Source organism: Aeromonas sp. 600948, assembly GCF_049174875.1.
GTDB lineage: Bacteria > Pseudomonadota > Gammaproteobacteria > Enterobacterales > Aeromonadaceae > Aeromonas > Aeromonas veronii_A.
In genome coordinates this window covers 68,733-83,842 of the sequence record NZ_JAAKTY010000002.1, presented here as the reverse complement: position 1 = coordinate 83,842, position 15,110 = coordinate 68,733, and the positions used below count along the sequence as shown (strand labels likewise).

The window sequence follows — 15,110 nt, the reverse complement described above, 5'->3', positions numbered from 1 at the left end:
GAATTCAACGTCATGAACATCGGTAACACGCATCACACGCAAGGGAACGCACTATGACAGCCACACATCGCCTTCCTCTGGGTGAATTCGATACCCTCAAACTCAACGCCCCCTATGTGGCCGATCCGCTGGCGCTCTATACCCGCCTCTGTCAGGGCCGCCCCAACAACCTGCTGCTGGAATCGGTGGAGATCGACTCCAAGGCGGGTAAACAGAGCCTGCTGCTGGTCGATGCCTGCCTGCGCATCGAGTGCCGTGGTCGCACCGTGCGGGTGCGCAGCCTGAACGACAACGGCGCTCAGTTGCAGAGCCTGCTGGCCGAGCGGCTGCCTGCGGTGGTTGCCCGCTCGCTGGTCGATGGCGAGCTGCAACTCGACTTCCCTGCCTCCGATCGGGAGCAAGACGAAGATTCCCGCCTCAAGGGGTGCAGCGTGCTGGACGTGCTGCGCACCCTGCAGCGGGAGCTTGATTGCCAGCTCGGCAAAGAAGCGCTCTTTATGGCGGGCAGCTTCGCCTACGACCTCATCGCCTCTTTTGAAGATCTGCCCGAAGTGCCACAGGGGAGCAATGACTGCCCCGACTACTGCTTCTACGTGGCCGAGACCCTGATCACCATCGACCATATCGAACGCACCACTCAACTGCTGGCCTGCATCTTTGGCGGCGACAGCGACGAAAGCCAGGTGGAAGACAGATACACCCGCCTGACCGAACGGCTCACCGACTTCAAACAGATTTGCCAGCAACCCCTCTGCGCCGAGCTGACCACCCAGCCCCTGACCGGTGGCATGAGCGTGGACAAGAGCGACAAGCAGTTCTGCGCCGAGGTAGAGAAGCTCAAGGGCTTTATCCGCCGTGGCGACATCTTTCAGGTGGTGCCGTCCCGCTGCTTCTCCCTGCCCTGCCCGAGCCCCCTGGCCGCCTATCGCCGCCTCAAACAGACCAATCCCAGCCCCTACATGTTCTACGTGCAGGATGAGGGCTTCACCCTCTTTGGCGCCTCGCCGGAGAGCGCGGTGAAATTCTGCGCCGCCAGCCGCGATGTGGAGATGTACCCCATCGCCGGTACCCGCCGCCGTGGCTTCAACCCCGATGGCAGCATCAACCGGGATCTCGACGGCCGCATCGAGCTGGAGTTGCGTCAGGACGAGAAAGAGGTGGCCGAGCACCTGATGCTGGTGGATCTGGGCCGCAACGACATAGCCCGCATCTCGGAGCCCGGCACCCGCTACGTCAAGGAGCTGCTGAAAGTGGATCGCTACAGCCACGTGATGCACCTGGTCTCCAAGGTGGTCGGCACACTGCGCTCCGATCTTGACGCCCTGCACGCCTATCAGGCCTGCATGAACATGGGCACCCTCACCGGCGCACCGAAGATCCGCGCCAGCGAGCTTATTCGCATGGTGGAAGGCAAGCGCCGCGGCAGCTACGGCGGCGCCGTCGGCTACATCAACGGCGCTGGCGAGATGGATACCTGCATCGTCATTCGCTCGGCTTTCGTGAAAGATGGCGTGGCCCATGTGCAGGCCGGTGCCGGGGTGGTCTATGACTCCAAGCCGCAAGCAGAAGCGGACGAAACCCGCGCCAAGGCGGCCGCCGTGCTGGCCGCCATCGCTGCCAGCCATGGCACCTCCCTGCAAGCTCTGAGTGCCCAGCAGGAGCAACATAAGGACGTGAGCCATGACTAATATCTTCCTGCTCGATAACTTCGATTCATTTACCTACAACCTCGTTGACCAGTTCCGATCCCTCGGCTATCCGGTGCGGATCTACCGCAACAGCCTGCCGGCCAGCCGCATCATGAGCGAAATCGCCGCCTGTGAAGGGGACGCCGTACTGGTGCTCTCGCCGGGCCCGGGCGCCCCCCACGAAGCGGGTTGCCTCATCGACCTCATCAAGCTGGCCCGTGGTCAGGTACCCATCCTCGGTATCTGCCTCGGTCATCAGGCCCTGTGCGAAGCCTACGGCGGCACCGTCGGCGCAGCAGGCGAAATCGTCCACGGCAAGCGTTCGCTGATTGAGCACAACGGCCACGGCGCCTTCGCCGGTCTGCCGAGCCCGCTGCCGGTAGCCCGTTACCACTCGCTGGTCGCCACCTATGTACCGGAAGAGCTGACGGTGATTGCCCACTATCAGGGGATGCCCATGGCCATCGAGCAGCAGGATGAGCGGGTACTGGGTTTCCAGTTCCACCCGGAATCCATCATGACCTCGGAAGGGGCCCGTCTGCTGACTCAGGCGCTCGCCCATATCACTCGTCCAGAAAGCATTTTTTCGACACGCGGCGCGCGGTAAGGAGACCAACATGCATCATCATCTCAACACCCTCTATCAGGGTCAGTCTCTGAGCCGTGAAAGTACCCGCGACGCCTTCGGCCAGGTGGTACGTGGCGAAGTGGACCCCATAGTTCTCGCCAGTCTCCTGACCGCTCTCAAGATCAAGGGGGAGACCCCGGAGGAGATCGCCGGTGCCGCCGAGGCCCTCTTGGCCGAAGCGCGCGACTTCCCGCGTCCGGATTATGAGTTCTGCGACATCGTCGGTACCGGTGGCGATGGCCTCAACACCATCAACGTCTCCACCACCTCGGCGCTGGTCGCCGCCGCCTGCGGCCTGAAAGTGGCCAAGCACGGCAACCGCTCGGTCTCGAGCAAGTCGGGTTCGAGCGATCTGCTCGACAAGATGGGCATCAAGCTCGACATGAGCCCGGCGCAGGCGCGCCGCTGTCTGGACGAGCTCGGCATCTGCTTCCTGTTCGCCCCCCAGTACCACGCCGGGGTGCGCCACGCCATGCCGGTGCGCCAAGCCCTCAAGACCCGCACCCTGTTCAACGTGCTGGGGCCGCTTATCAACCCCGCTCGCCCCACCTATCAGCTGATGGGGGTCTATGCCCCCGAGCTGGTGCGCCCCATCGCAGAAACCCTGCTGGCACTGGGGCTGAAAACCGGTATGGTGGTTCACGGCGCCGGGCTCGACGAGATTGCCATTCACGGCCCGACCCAGGTGGCCCAGATCCGTGACGGCGAGATCCGCGAGTTTCTGCTCACCCCGGCTGACTTTGGCCTCGAGACCTATCCGGTCAGCGCCATTCAGGGTGGTGAGCCTGAAGAGAACCGCACCATCACCGCCGCCATTCTGGAAGGGCGTGGCACCCCGGCCCACAACGCCGCCATTGCCGCCAATGTGGCGCCACTGCTGCTGATGGCGGGCAAGGCGACCGATCTCAAGAGCGCGGCGGCCGAGGTGCTGGCTGTGCTGGCAAGCGGCAAGGCAGCAGATCTGGCTGCTCGGCTGGCCACTTTGAGCCATCAGGAAGCGGGCAATCAGGAGGCATGATGTCAGCCACCATGTTGCACAACAGTCATTCAGAACGCCCACAGGGCAAGAGCCAGTTTCGCAAGGATAACGAGATGTCAGACCTTATTGCCCCCCATGCATTTCTGAACATGGCCTCCATCAGCCAGACCATTCTCGGCAAGATCGTGGCGGCCAAACAGGAGTGGGTTGCCGCCCGCAAGCTGGCCCAGCCGCTGGAGAGCTTCCAGAGCGCTCTGACCCCAAGCGATCGGGATTTCGTCGGGGCGCTCAAGGCAGGCTCCACCCGCTTTATTCTGGAGTGCAAGAAGGCCTCCCCCTCCAAGGGCTTGATCCGCGACGATTTCAGCCCGGAGGCGATCGCCGACATCTATGGCAAATACGCCACCGCCATCTCGGTGCTGACCGACGAGAAGTTCTTTCAGGGGGATTTCGCCTTTTTGCCGCGGGTGCGCAGCCGCGTCAGTCAGCCGGTGCTCTGCAAGGATTTCATGATTGACCCCTATCAGGTCTATCTGGCCCGCCACTATCAGGCGGACGCCATCCTCTTGATGCTCTCGGTGCTCACCGACGAGGGCTATCGTGCCCTGTTCGCGGTGGCCAAGGAGCTGGGTCTGGGCGTACTCACCGAGGTGAGCAACGAGGAGGAGCTGACCCGCGCCATCACGTTGGGGGCGCCGGTGATTGGCATCAACAACCGGGATCTGCGCGATTTGAGCGTCGATCTCGCCCGTACCAAACAGCTGGCCAAAGACATTCCAAGCGATCGGGTGGTGATCAGCGAGTCCGGCATCAACCACCGCGCTCAGGTAGCGGATCTGCGCCACCACGCCAAGGGCTTTCTGGTGGGCTCATCCCTGATGGCCGAGCCGGATTTGGAAGCGGCTGTGCGCAAGCTGGTACTGGGCCAGAACAAGGTGTGCGGCCTGACCCGCGCCGAAGATGCCGCCGCCGCCCATCAGGCGGGTGCGGTGTTCGGGGGTCTTATCTTTGTGGCGAAAAGCCCGCGCTATGTGGACATCCCTGCCGCCCGCGCCGTGATGGCGGGTGCGCCGCTCGCCTATGTGGGGGTATTTCGCAACGCCCAGCCCGCCACCATCGTCAAGACGGTGGAGGCGCTGGGACTCGCTGCGGTGCAGCTGCACGGGGATGAAGATGCCGCCTATATCAAGATCCTGCGCCCACTGCTGCCGGCTGGCTGCCAGATCTGGAAAGCCGTAGGCGTCTCTCTCGGCAAAGAAAACGGCGAGCCGCTGCCCGCCCTCGACTACCCGGCGGATCGGCTGCTGCTGGATACCAAAGTAGGCAGCCAGAGCGGCGGCACAGGTCAGGCGTTCGACTGGGCCCTGCTGGCCACGCTCGATAAAGCCAAGCTGATGCTGGCGGGTGGCCTTAATCCCGACAACGCCCTGCAGGCGGCGCAAGTGGGCTGCCTCGGACTTGATTTCAACTCCGGGGTGGAGAGTGCCCCGGGCCAGAAGGATGCGCACAAGATTGCAGCCGCCTTCGGCGCACTGCGCAACCTGTAACGCAACCCTTTTTGATATTTCGATTTAGCTAATACAAGGAAGAAGCCATGACCCTGCTCAACCCGTTTTTCGGTGAATTTGGCGGTATGTATGTACCCCAAATCCTTATCCCGGCCCTGCTCCAGCTGGAGAAAGCCTTTGTCGATGCCAAGGATGATCCGGCCTTTATCGCCGAGTTTCAGTCCCTGCTGACCGAGTACGCCGGTCGCCCGACTCCGCTCACCCTGACCCGCAATCTGACCCGTGGCACCAAGACCCGCCTCTATCTGAAGCGTGAAGATCTGCTGCACGGCGGCGCCCACAAGACCAACCAGGTGCTGGGTCAGGCGCTGCTGGCCAAGCGGATGGGCAAGAACGAGATCATCGCCGAGACCGGCGCTGGTCAGCATGGCGTGGCCACTGCGCTGGCTTGCGCCCTGCTCGGCCTCAAGTGCCGGGTCTATATGGGTGCCAAGGATTGCGAGCGCCAAAAGCCCAACGTCTTTCGCATGAAGCTGATGGGCGCCACCGTCATTCCGGTGCACTCCGGCTCCAGCACCCTCAAAGATGCCTGCAACGAGGCGCTGCGCGACTGGGCCGCCAACTACGAGTCGGCCCACTACCTGCTCGGCACCGCCGCCGGCCCACACCCCTTCCCCACTATCGTGCGGGAGTTCCAGAAGATGATCGGCGAAGAGGCCAAGGCCCAGTGCTTCGAGAAGGAAGAGCGGCTGCCCGATGCGGTGATCGCCTGCGTCGGCGGCGGGTCGAACGCCATCGGCATGTTTGCCGACTTTATCGATGAGCCGTCGGTGCGCCTCATCGGCGTCGAGCCGGGTGGTCACGGCATCGAGAGCGGCGAGCACGGTGCACCACTGGGTCACGGCAGCAAGGGGGTCTTCTTTGGCATGCACTCCTACCTGATGCAGGACACTCAGGGTCAGATCCAGGAGTCCTACTCCGTCTCGGCAGGGCTCGACTTCCCCTCCGTCGGCCCGCAGCACGCCCATCTGGCCGCCATCGGCCGCGCCGAGTACCCCTCGGTGACCGACAAGGAGGCGCTGGACGCCTTCCAGGAGCTGGCCAAATCCGAAGGCATCATACCGGCGCTGGAGTCCTCCCACGCGCTGGCCCACGCCCTCAAGATGGCCCGCAGTGAACCGGAAAAAGAGCAAGTGCTCATCGTCAACCTCTCCGGCCGTGGCGACAAAGATATCTTCACCGTTGCCGACATCTTTGAAAAAGAAGGAACCTTGTCATGAACCGTTACGCACAACTCTTCTCCCGTCTGGATGAAGCCAATCAGGGCGCCTTTGTGCCGTTCGTGATGCTGGGTGACCCCACTCCCGAATTGTCGCTGGCCATCGTCGATGCGCTGGTCGCAGGGGGCGCCGATGCCCTTGAGCTCGGCATTCCCTTCTCCGATCCGGTAGCGGATGGCCCCACCATTCAGGGCGCCGCCCTGCGTGCCTTTGCCAGCCACACCACCCCGGACGACTGCTTCGAGCTGCTTGGCCGCATCCGCGCCAAGTACCCGCAGCTGCCCATTGGCCTACTGGTCTACGCCAACCTGGTCTATGTGCGCAAAATCGATGGCTTCTACGAGAAGTGCCAGCAGGCAGGCGTGGATTCGGTACTGGTCGCCGACGTGCCGGTGCAGATGTGCGCCCCCTACAAGGCGGCCGCCGACAAATTCGGCATCGACAGCATCTTTATCGCCCCGCCCAATGGCGATGCCGAGACCCTGAAACAGGTGGCAGAGCTCGGCAATGGCTACACCTATCTGGTGAGCCGCGCCGGCGTCACCGGTGCCGAGACCAAGGCCGGCATGCCGGTGGAGGGGCTGATCAACACCCTGCGCGAGTTCAACGCCCCCCCCGCCCTGCTCGGCTTTGGCATCAGCGAGCCGGCTCAGGTGCGTGAAGCCATTGCCGCTGGCGCCGCCGGTGCCATCTCCGGCTCCGCCGTGGTGAAGATCATCGAGACCCACCACCAAAACCCGGAACATATGCTCACTCGTTTGAAAGAGTTTGTGGAAGGGATGAAGGCGGCGACCAATCGCTAGGGAATGGCATTAGCCAAATGCCATTGGCCGTGTCTGAGGAAAGGGAGCCTGATAGGCTCCCTTTCTTTTTACCTCGCTTGCAGCTCCCGACTGTTTGCCCCCTATCCCTCCGGGAGAGGGTTGGGGTTAGGGGTATTGCACATACCCAACCGAGTGAATGGCGCACCTCAAACGTCGCTAATGATAATTTTATTGATCTAGTGCAAATTTCCGTCAAAACAAACTTCTCACCCTTCACCCTCCCCCATAAGATAGCCAAGCGACAATCAACCTCTCGGCTGGGCTCCATGCCAGCAATTATTGCTATCTCATTGGTTAAAAGCTGCGAACTGGGGTCTGTCACTCAGGGGTAGTAGCGTGGTTTTTATAGGTTGATACAGAGTGTAGCGAAGCCCAACAGATGAGCATTATTGCGCCAACCCGATCGGGATAAACAAGGGTATGGCAGAACCATAAAATAGAGCTTTAGATATATTAAGGGTAAATGTTAGGCTTTATTTCGCTCAGCACCAATCTACGATTTTTAGCAAATACAAGAGATCTGCGGTTTACCGCACATGTGTTAATCGTTGGACTTTAATTCAGTCATAAGGAAGTGACATGTATTCGCAATCAAGCTTACTAATCGCAATAATTTTATCTATCATCACAACTGCAATTATCTTTATGTTTTTATTTTCAAAAAAAACTAAAAATGCTGCTATAAAAATTCAAGAATTGGACGCTATTATAAATGAACATAAAAAGTCAATGCATCTTCTTGAGGCAGAACATATCAATTCAAAAAACAACCTTGAAATTGCACACTATGATTCACTAAAAAAATCGAAAGAACAGGCGCACCAACAAGGTTATGAGCTTGGCATCACAGCAGCCAACAAAGATCACCTCCTTGAAATAACAAACATCAAATCAGCACATCGTGAAGAACTTGCGAGGCAAGAGGCGGAAGCGGAAAAGAAGGGGCGAGCAATTGCAAAAATGGAACATGAAGCTCAAGTAAAGGCCTTTGGTGTTGAAATTAAACCCTACGTAAAAATAGAGAAAGATGCAGGTGTGATCTGGGATGAACATAAAAGCTATACCGGCTATCAGTACCAACTATTGGTCAATGGAATCCCTGCATTTCAGCCTCATATAATAATTGAACATACAGAAGAGCTAAAGAACGTTGACAAACAGGTAATTTCTGAACTTATAAAGTTAGCTCACTCTTCAGCGAATGCCGCAGCCAAAGCCTATCTTGGTGGTACTACATCAAGTGCCTTAGTTATAGGCCAAGAAATAATTCAACAAATTAAAGTCTAACAAAGCAATGATGCAAATACATCACTGTCCTGACCTGTTCACGCAGACGGGGTTTAGCGGTACTCTCCACAGCTGGCTCATAGAGTTGTTACATTGTAGTAATGTAATAGTAAAGAGGAGGCCAAGAGAATACATTCAAGCATCAGAAGTATACTGGTATGAGTTTTATTTTTTCATGGCCAATATCAAGGCAGAGCGGAGTTATATGGAAGGCTCTGCTATCGGATTAGTGCCGCCTTCTATCTAATCACTGTTGAGCAAAGAAAATATATGAGCGACTGGGACTTTCTCCACGATATGCATAATGAAGGTTATAGTGCAGAGCAAATAGCGGATGCCGCTGCATGTGGATATAACCCCTGGGATGACTACATCGTTGAGCTGACAGATGATGAGGGCGGCTGGGACTCTAATTATGAACTAAAAGACCCAACAAATCTTCAGCTTTGGGAGTTGCTAGATGAGCTAGTTGACACGGCTCGAAATTATCTAGAAGTAACGGGGCGGCACTTGCCAATTTATGGAGAGCTTGGCGAACTCTATGGCGAGGCTCAATACGGAATCCAAAGGCATAAACCATTTGCACAAGGCTCAGATGGTAAATTAGGTAACGATTTTGTCGAAATAAAAACAATTAGCCCATTCAAATCAGGCGACACAGTTTCGGTCAAGCGAGCTGGAAATTTCAATAAACTTCTTATCGTTAAAATCAGCGACAATTTCGAGTTTAAGGCAAAGTTTTTTGATCGAAAGAGTCTAAAAAAAGGGCAAGGGAAACATATTAAAGCCAAGTGGAGTGAGTGAGCTACCGAACAATTGGTTCAATTGGCTCGACCCGCTCGCAGGGACTGGCTAAAGCTGCCCCCTGAACAAAAAACCATATGTTTAAAAAATTTAAAATGTAGATTAAGAAGGATTTATGAACGTAATTGTATTGAGACACTCAGCAGATAAAGTAAAAACTGAAGGTAAAAGGGATGTTGTGACCGCTAGTCAGTTAGAACACGCAACTGGCTATGCTCTCAACAAAGTTCAGCTTGCTTCAATTAAACCAAATCATAGAGCTTATATCATTGACCGTGATAATAAGCTGGCATTTACTGGGGAGATCGTTTCTATCTCAGAACGCTTAGTTGCACGACGGAATGGAAGCCTTGAGAGAAGACAGGACTTTGTTTTAGATAATGTCCAGAAATCGAATTTCGTTGATGTTCCATTTGTGAAGGGTTGGGAAACACAAAGAGGGGTAAAGGTTATGAGCAAGGCTCACTTTGATCATTTCATTAACAACTCTTGAATATGCATATGACAAAAAAATTTGGGACACCCACCTTTCTGAGCAAGGCGTCACATAGCTAGAATCAAAAGGATGTGTGTCCAATTTTTCCAACTTTTGATTTTCTACTCAACCACGATACATCCCAATAATCCATTCCCATCCCATTACTATCGCCCCCTTCTCCACACCCGCCATCCCATCAGCGCCAGCATCAATACAACCCCCGGCAGCCAGACCCAGTAGAGCTCGGAGAGGATCACCGCCTCACCTCGGGCGGTGAGATAGGCCTCCAGCTTGAAGGGGGCGACCCGGATCACCTGCCAGGGGGCGAAGAAACGCTCGTCACGCCACGGCCAGAGCCAGCCAACCCCCTTGCCGCTGGTGGTGAGCGAATCGAGCAGGCTGTGGGAGAGCAGCGACACCAGCAGAAACGACCAGACGGTGGCGGCGCTGGCCCGAAATTGGCGGTGAAACAGCATGGCCAGCGTGGGCAGGGCAAAGGCGAACAACAGGGAGTGGGTAAAGCCGCGGTGGCCAAAGACATGGCCGTAGGCGACCCCCAACTTGAAAGCGAGCACATCGGCATCGGGCAGCATGGCGATGGCGACACCGGCCAGCAGCAGGCGCGGCGGGATAATCCGGCTGCCAAGCCCGAGACCAAGGCAGAGAGGGACGGCGGCGTGAGTGACTATGGTGGGCATAGGACAAAGCTCCAACTGAAAACGTGAGCCTACCCTACCCCCGCTCGGTGAAGTGAAGGTGAAGTGAACCCACTGTATTGGTTCGCTGTTAGCTAAATGCAGCGCCAATCAGCGTTGGCGCGTTAACTTGAAATGTTCATTTAACAGCGGCTGACATGCAGAACGGGATCGTGATAAGTAGTCTCTTCGGTTCACATCACAGGGATAGTGGCAACGATGAATGTACCAAAAAGCGTCGTGCGGATTGCGAGCGTTATCAGCCTTTGGTTAATGACAGGATGCATGGCAGAGGCCGCCTCTGCGCAGCTGCAGCAAGAGCCGTACGCGCTGATCTATAACGGGCCGGTTTCTGATGGGGATAGCACCAGAGCGATTGCAGATGTGGTCAAGCAGGTGGGCTTGCCAATGAGGTATCTCTCCAATATCGGGGAGCTGCCCGCAGAGCTAGATAATGCCAGGGTGTTTATCGTTGGCGGCACTGAGGACGATGTGGAGCCGCTCCTCAAGGCGTTTACCCCGCAAGCGCGTTCGGCGTTAAAAACCTATTTGCTAAGCGGTGGCCACTACCTCGGGATCTGTGGGGGTGCCTTTGTGGCATCCACCGGCTGGTCTGAAGAAGAGGGCTTTGTGCCGGCGCTGGGCCTTGTTCCTGCCACATCCGATGATTATGACGGCGACTTTAGCGCCAGGATCTTCCCGATCAGCTGGCTTGGTGAAGAGCGCCAGATGTATTACCAGGCCGGCCCGCAATTTACGCCGGTGCCAAGCCCCGAGCAGGTCAAGGTCATCGCCCATTTTCAAAACCATCAGATTGCCGCGCTGATCAGCTCATACGGGAAAGGCAAGGTGGCCGTTTCCGGACCACACCCCGAAGCCCCCGAATCATGGAAAGCGAACGCAGTGGACGGCGACAAGATGGAGTCGAATATTCATCTAGCCGTTGGACTCGTCAACGAGTTGCTCTCCGAAGAGCCCGTCACCCATTCGAATTAGTCGCATCCCTACGCCCCTGGATTTGCTCCCATTGATCGGCCCGGAAGTCAGGCCATCCAATCGACCGCAATCCATAAAAAAACCACCTACCTGCAAAAGGTCGGTGGTTTTTTTATCGGTGGCAGATCACGGGTAGCCGATACAAAGCGTTCGCTACCTCAACTTTCGCCCGGGAACGAGCACTACTCTTCCTGCTCCTCCGGTTGTCTCTCCCCACCCCGCAACTGTTGCAGCTCATCGACTCGGGCTTGCCACTTCTCTTGGGCTTTTTTGCGCTCCTGAAGCTGGAACTCTTCGCGCATGGTGTCGATGTTAAGGTCAAGTGTTTCCATCAGAGTGTCTCCTTTGTATGACCGCTTAAAGACTGGCTGACGGCGCATTGGCCAACCTGCTCCCCTATTCAGACACCACTCATCCCCCAAACGCCCAACTAAATAATCGATTGAATATGCAACATTCAATCTAAAAAACTATTCATTCTGCACGGTGACACGCTGTAGCAGCGGCTGCCGCCCCGTTACGCGAAACGCAACGAGGCCCACGTCCCCCGCCAAAAAGGTGATAAAGGCATACGCAGTAACCCGGTTTGGCGTAGTCCCATGCTGGAGCAGATCTCATCGCCGAACCGGATTATCTGGCACTGCGCCGAAATGGCGTTAAGCAGTGCTACTACCATTTTCAAAGGCAGGCAGCGCAGTTGCCCAACCGGCGAAACCAATAAAAAGACCCCCTATTGCCCAGCGGTAAGAGGGGGTCTTTTGTTTGAGCCGCCGGCTAGCCGGCTATTGCCTCACGCTATCAGGCCAGCGAGACAAAGATCCCGGCCAGGGTGGCACTCATCAGGTTGGCGAGGGTCGCCGCCAGTACCGCCTTGAAGCCCATATTGGCCACATCGTGGCGGCGCTCCGGTGCCATGGTGCCGATGGAGCCGAGCTGCACCGCAATAGAGCCCAGATTGGCGAAACCACAGAGGGCGAAAGTGATGATGATCTGGGTGTGGGCGCTCAGATCTGCCTTGATATTGGCAAAGTCCAGATAGGCGACGAACTCGTTCATGATCACCTTCTGACCAATCAGGGAGCCTGCCGCCATCATCTCACTGGTGGGCACGCCAATCAGCCAGGCCACCGGGGCAAACAGATAACCCAGCAGCTGTTGCAGGGAGAGATCGGCCCAGCCGAACCACTCGCCGACAGTGGTGAGACCGGCGTTGATCATGGTGATCACGCTGACAAAGGCGAGCAAGATGGTGCCGATGGCCACGGCGATCTTCATGCCGCCCATGGCACCGCCCGCCAGCGCGTCAATGGCGTTGCTGTAGTCACTCTTGTCGAGGGTGATCTCGGTCTGATCGCTCACCTGTTGCTGTTCCGGTACCAAGAGTTTGGCCATCAGCAGGCCACCCGGCGCCGCCATAAAGGAGGCGGCAATCAGGTATTTCAAATCCACACCCAGACCGGCGTAACCGCCCAGCACCGAGCCCGCCACCGAGGCCATGCCGCAGGTCATCACCGCAAAGAGTTCGGAGCGGGTCATACCGGCGAGGAAGGGGCGAATAAGCAGCGGCGACTCCCCTTGCGACAGGAAGATATTGCCGGTGGCCACCAGGGATTCGGCGCGGCTGGTGCCGAGCAGACGGTGAATGGCGCCGCCCAGCACCCGGATCACCCACTGCATGATGCCGAAATGGTAGAGCACGGCGATCAGCGCGCTGATAAAGATCACCAGCGGCAGCACCCGCACGGCGAAGATAAAGCCGTTGCTGGCGAGATCGCCAAACACGAAACGGATGCCGCTGTCGGCAAAGCCGAGCAGGGCGGAGACGCCATTGCTCATGGCACCGAGCATGATTTGTCCGGGGGGGAAATAGAGCACCAGGGCAGCAAAACCGGTTTGCAGGGCGAGCGCACCCAGCACGGTTCGCCAGCGGATGGCTCGGCGGTTTTCACTCGCCAGCCAGGCGATAAACATCAGGGCCAGCATACCGACCAGACTCAATAACAGTGTCATCTTGCACCTATGAAGAGAGGAGTTTCATATGGCAAGTCTGCAGACAGGCGTCGCGGGCGATCCGGCGGGAGAAGTGCCGACCCACGCGACACGCAGACCACAAACCTACAGGTTAGTGGCGGGTCCCATCCTGGGGTCATTCACGTTCCGGGTGACAGCATGTATCGGGTGACGCCAGCGCCGTCGCAGGGGGAGATGCGGCCGGGTGGCAGGTCGGGCGGCGATGGTACAGTGATCATCGTCACAGAAAAAGCGGTAAAACGATTGGCCGGAATAACTTTTTCAACTTGTTCACACAACGAAACAGGGCCAGCGTGAAGCTGGCCCTGTTTCAATCCGTACTTGAGCGTTCAGACGATTACTTGAGGCGCTTGCCGCTCGCATCCACCACCTGCTCGCCATCCTCCTTGGCGAAGGCCCCTTTTTGCTGATCGGGCAGTATATCGAGCACCACCTCGGATGGGCGGCACAGTTTGGTGCCGAGGGGGGTGACCACGATAGGCCGGTTGATGAGGATGGGGTGGGCCAGCATGGCATCGATCAGTTCATCATCGCTGAAACGATCTTCCGCCAGCCCGAGCGCCTCGTAAGGCGGCACGTTCTTGCGTAGCAGATCGCGCACCGGCATACCCATAGCGGCGATCAGCGCCACCAGCTGGTCACGGGAGGGGGGCGTCTCCAGATAGTGGATGACAGTGGGCTCCACGCCGCTGTTGCGGATCAGCTCCAGGGTGTTGCGGGAAGTACCACATTCCGGGTTGTGATAGATGGTGATTGCACTCATTTGCGTGTCTCTCATTAATCAAGTGAATAGAAAATGGATAGCATCAGTTCGCGGCCAGCTGTTAGCGGCCATCAGTTAACGGCTCAGCCCCGCTTCGTACCAGGGTTTGCTGGCGTTAACCACCCGCACCACCAGCAGCATGACCGGCACCTCGATCAGCACCCCGACCACGGTGGCGAGCGCCGCGCCGGAGTGAAAGCCGAACAGGCTGATGGCGGCAGCCACCGCCAGCTCGAAGAAGTTGGAGGCACCGATCAGGGCGGAAGGACAGGCAACCGAGTGCTTCTCCCCCACCTTGCGGTTGAGCCAGTAAGCCAATCCCGAGTTGAACAGCACCTGGATCAGGATCGGCACCGCCAACAGGGCGATAACCAGCGGCTGCTCGATAATGGCGTTGCCCTGGAAGGCGAACAGTAGCACCAGAGTGAGCAGCAGGGCCGCCACCGACCAGGGCTGGATGCGGGTCATAACGCCGTCAAAATGGGCCTCCCCCTTTTTCAGCAAGGCCTTGCGCAGCAGCTGGGCGATGATGACCGGAATGACAATGTAGAGCACCACAGAGGTGAGCAGGGTATCCCACGGCACTATGATGCTGGAGACCCCGAGCAGCAGCGCCACCAGCGGAGCGAAGGCAAACACCATGATGAGGTCGTTCACCGCTACCTGCGACAGGGTGAAGTAGGGATCACCGTTGGTGAGGCGACTCCAGACAAACACCATGGCGGTGCAGGGGGCCGCCGCCAGCAGGATCAGCCCCGCCACATAGCTGTCGAGCTGATCCGCCGGCAGCCAGTCGGCAAACAGCACGCGGATAAAGAGCCAGCCAAGGAAGGCCATGGAGAAGGGTTTGACCAGCCAGTTGATAAAGAGAGTGACCCCAATGCCCTTCATGTGCCCCTTCACCTGATGCAGGGCGCCAAAATCGATCTTGAGCAGCATGGGGATGATCATCACCCAGATCAGCAGCCCCACCGGCAGGTTGACCTTGGCCACCTCCATGGCGCCGATGGCCTTGAAGAGATCCGGCAAACCCTGCCCGAGCCCAATCCCCACCAGAATGCAGAGGGCGACCCAGGCGGTCAGATAACGTTCAAAAAAGCCGATGGCAGGCACGGCCTTGGCATCACATGTTGCAGACATCACAGCTCC

The 15,110-nt window shown here is 57.6% G+C and carries 15 protein-coding genes; 10 read left to right on the top strand and 5 right to left on the bottom strand.

Translation table 11 applies throughout. The features are described 5' to 3' along the window. Positions 1 to 53: 53 nt before the first annotated feature. The 9 genes from G5182_RS02130 to G5182_RS02090 all read left to right on the top strand — a co-directional run bounded on the left by G5182_RS02130 (position 54) and on the right by G5182_RS02090 (position 9,491). Positions 54 to 1,688, top strand: a complete 1,635-nt coding sequence (locus G5182_RS02130; RefSeq protein WP_421205380.1) for an anthranilate synthase component 1 — start codon at positions 54 to 56, stop codon at positions 1,686 to 1,688. Next, the gene (locus G5182_RS02125) at positions 1,681 to 2,295 is read left to right on the top strand and encodes an aminodeoxychorismate/anthranilate synthase component II (protein WP_100646427.1); all 615 of its coding nucleotides are present in this window, start codon (positions 1,681 to 1,683) and stop codon (positions 2,293 to 2,295) included. Before G5182_RS02130 ends, G5182_RS02125 begins: the two co-directional genes overlap by 8 nt. Positions 2,296 to 2,305: 10 nt before the next feature. After that, on the top strand, positions 2,306 to 3,334 hold the full coding sequence (trpD, locus tag G5182_RS02120; protein ID WP_421254150.1) for an anthranilate phosphoribosyltransferase: 1,029 nt from the start codon (positions 2,306 to 2,308) through the stop codon (positions 3,332 to 3,334). Further along, positions 3,334 to 4,842: a bifunctional indole-3-glycerol-phosphate synthase TrpC/phosphoribosylanthranilate isomerase TrpF gene (gene trpCF, locus G5182_RS02115; RefSeq protein ID WP_227343016.1), complete on the top strand. Its 1,509-nt coding sequence runs from the start codon at positions 3,334 to 3,336 to the stop codon at positions 4,840 to 4,842. Before trpD ends, trpCF begins: the two co-directional genes overlap by 1 nt. 47 nt (positions 4,843 to 4,889) lie before the next feature. After that, positions 4,890 to 6,083, top strand: coding sequence for a tryptophan synthase subunit beta (gene trpB, locus G5182_RS02110; protein ID WP_227342285.1), 1,194 nt, complete (start codon positions 4,890 to 4,892; stop codon positions 6,081 to 6,083). Further along, a complete protein-coding gene (gene trpA, locus G5182_RS02105) occupies positions 6,080 to 6,886 on the top strand; it encodes a tryptophan synthase subunit alpha (RefSeq protein WP_005350211.1) in 807 nt (268 codons plus the stop codon). Before trpB ends, trpA begins: the two co-directional genes overlap by 4 nt. A 600-nt stretch (positions 6,887 to 7,486) precedes the next feature. Next, positions 7,487 to 8,194, top strand: coding sequence for a hypothetical protein (locus tag G5182_RS02100; RefSeq protein WP_227342283.1), 708 nt, complete (start codon positions 7,487 to 7,489; stop codon positions 8,192 to 8,194). 270 nt (positions 8,195 to 8,464) lie between these two features. Further along, a complete protein-coding gene (locus G5182_RS02095; RefSeq protein ID WP_227342282.1) occupies positions 8,465 to 8,998 on the top strand; it encodes a hypothetical protein in 534 nt (177 codons plus the stop codon). A 115-nt stretch (positions 8,999 to 9,113) separates the two neighbouring features. After that, positions 9,114 to 9,491, top strand: a complete 378-nt coding sequence (locus G5182_RS02090) for a hypothetical protein (RefSeq protein WP_227342280.1) — start codon at positions 9,114 to 9,116, stop codon at positions 9,489 to 9,491. Positions 9,492 to 9,640: 149 nt separating this feature from the next. Here G5182_RS02090 and G5182_RS02085 read toward each other — a convergent pair whose 3' ends face one another. Continuing rightward, a complete protein-coding gene (locus G5182_RS02085) occupies positions 9,641 to 10,174 on the bottom strand; it encodes a metal-dependent hydrolase (protein ID WP_227342278.1) in 534 nt (177 codons plus the stop codon). Positions 10,175 to 10,390: 216 nt separating this feature from the next. Between G5182_RS02085 and G5182_RS02080 the strand changes: the two genes are divergently transcribed. After that, positions 10,391 to 11,167, top strand: coding sequence for a BPL-N domain-containing protein (locus G5182_RS02080; protein WP_227342276.1), 777 nt, complete (start codon positions 10,391 to 10,393; stop codon positions 11,165 to 11,167). A gap of 182 nt (positions 11,168 to 11,349) precedes the next feature. Here the strand turns inward: G5182_RS02080 and G5182_RS02075 are convergent, their stop codons facing one another. The 4 genes from G5182_RS02075 to arsB form a co-directional block, all read right to left on the bottom strand. Then, entirely contained in the window at positions 11,350 to 11,499 is a 150-nt protein-coding gene (locus G5182_RS02075) for a hypothetical protein (RefSeq protein ID WP_005347375.1), read from the bottom strand. 466 nt (positions 11,500 to 11,965) lie between these two features. Continuing rightward, complete coding sequence (locus G5182_RS02070) at positions 11,966 to 13,177, bottom strand: NupC/NupG family nucleoside CNT transporter (RefSeq protein ID WP_216978349.1); 1,212 nt, start codon at positions 13,175 to 13,177, stop codon at positions 11,966 to 11,968. A gap of 358 nt (positions 13,178 to 13,535) precedes the next feature. Then, the gene (gene arsC / locus G5182_RS02065; protein WP_042054966.1) at positions 13,536 to 13,961 is read right to left on the bottom strand and encodes a glutaredoxin-dependent arsenate reductase; all 426 of its coding nucleotides are present in this window, start codon (positions 13,959 to 13,961) and stop codon (positions 13,536 to 13,538) included. 75 nt (positions 13,962 to 14,036) lie between these two features. Beyond that, positions 14,037 to 15,101 (bottom strand): ACR3 family arsenite efflux transporter, encoded by a 1,065-nt coding sequence (arsB, locus tag G5182_RS02060; RefSeq protein ID WP_005338173.1) that lies wholly within the window; start codon positions 15,099 to 15,101, stop codon positions 14,037 to 14,039. Positions 15,102 to 15,110 lie beyond the last annotated feature (9 nt).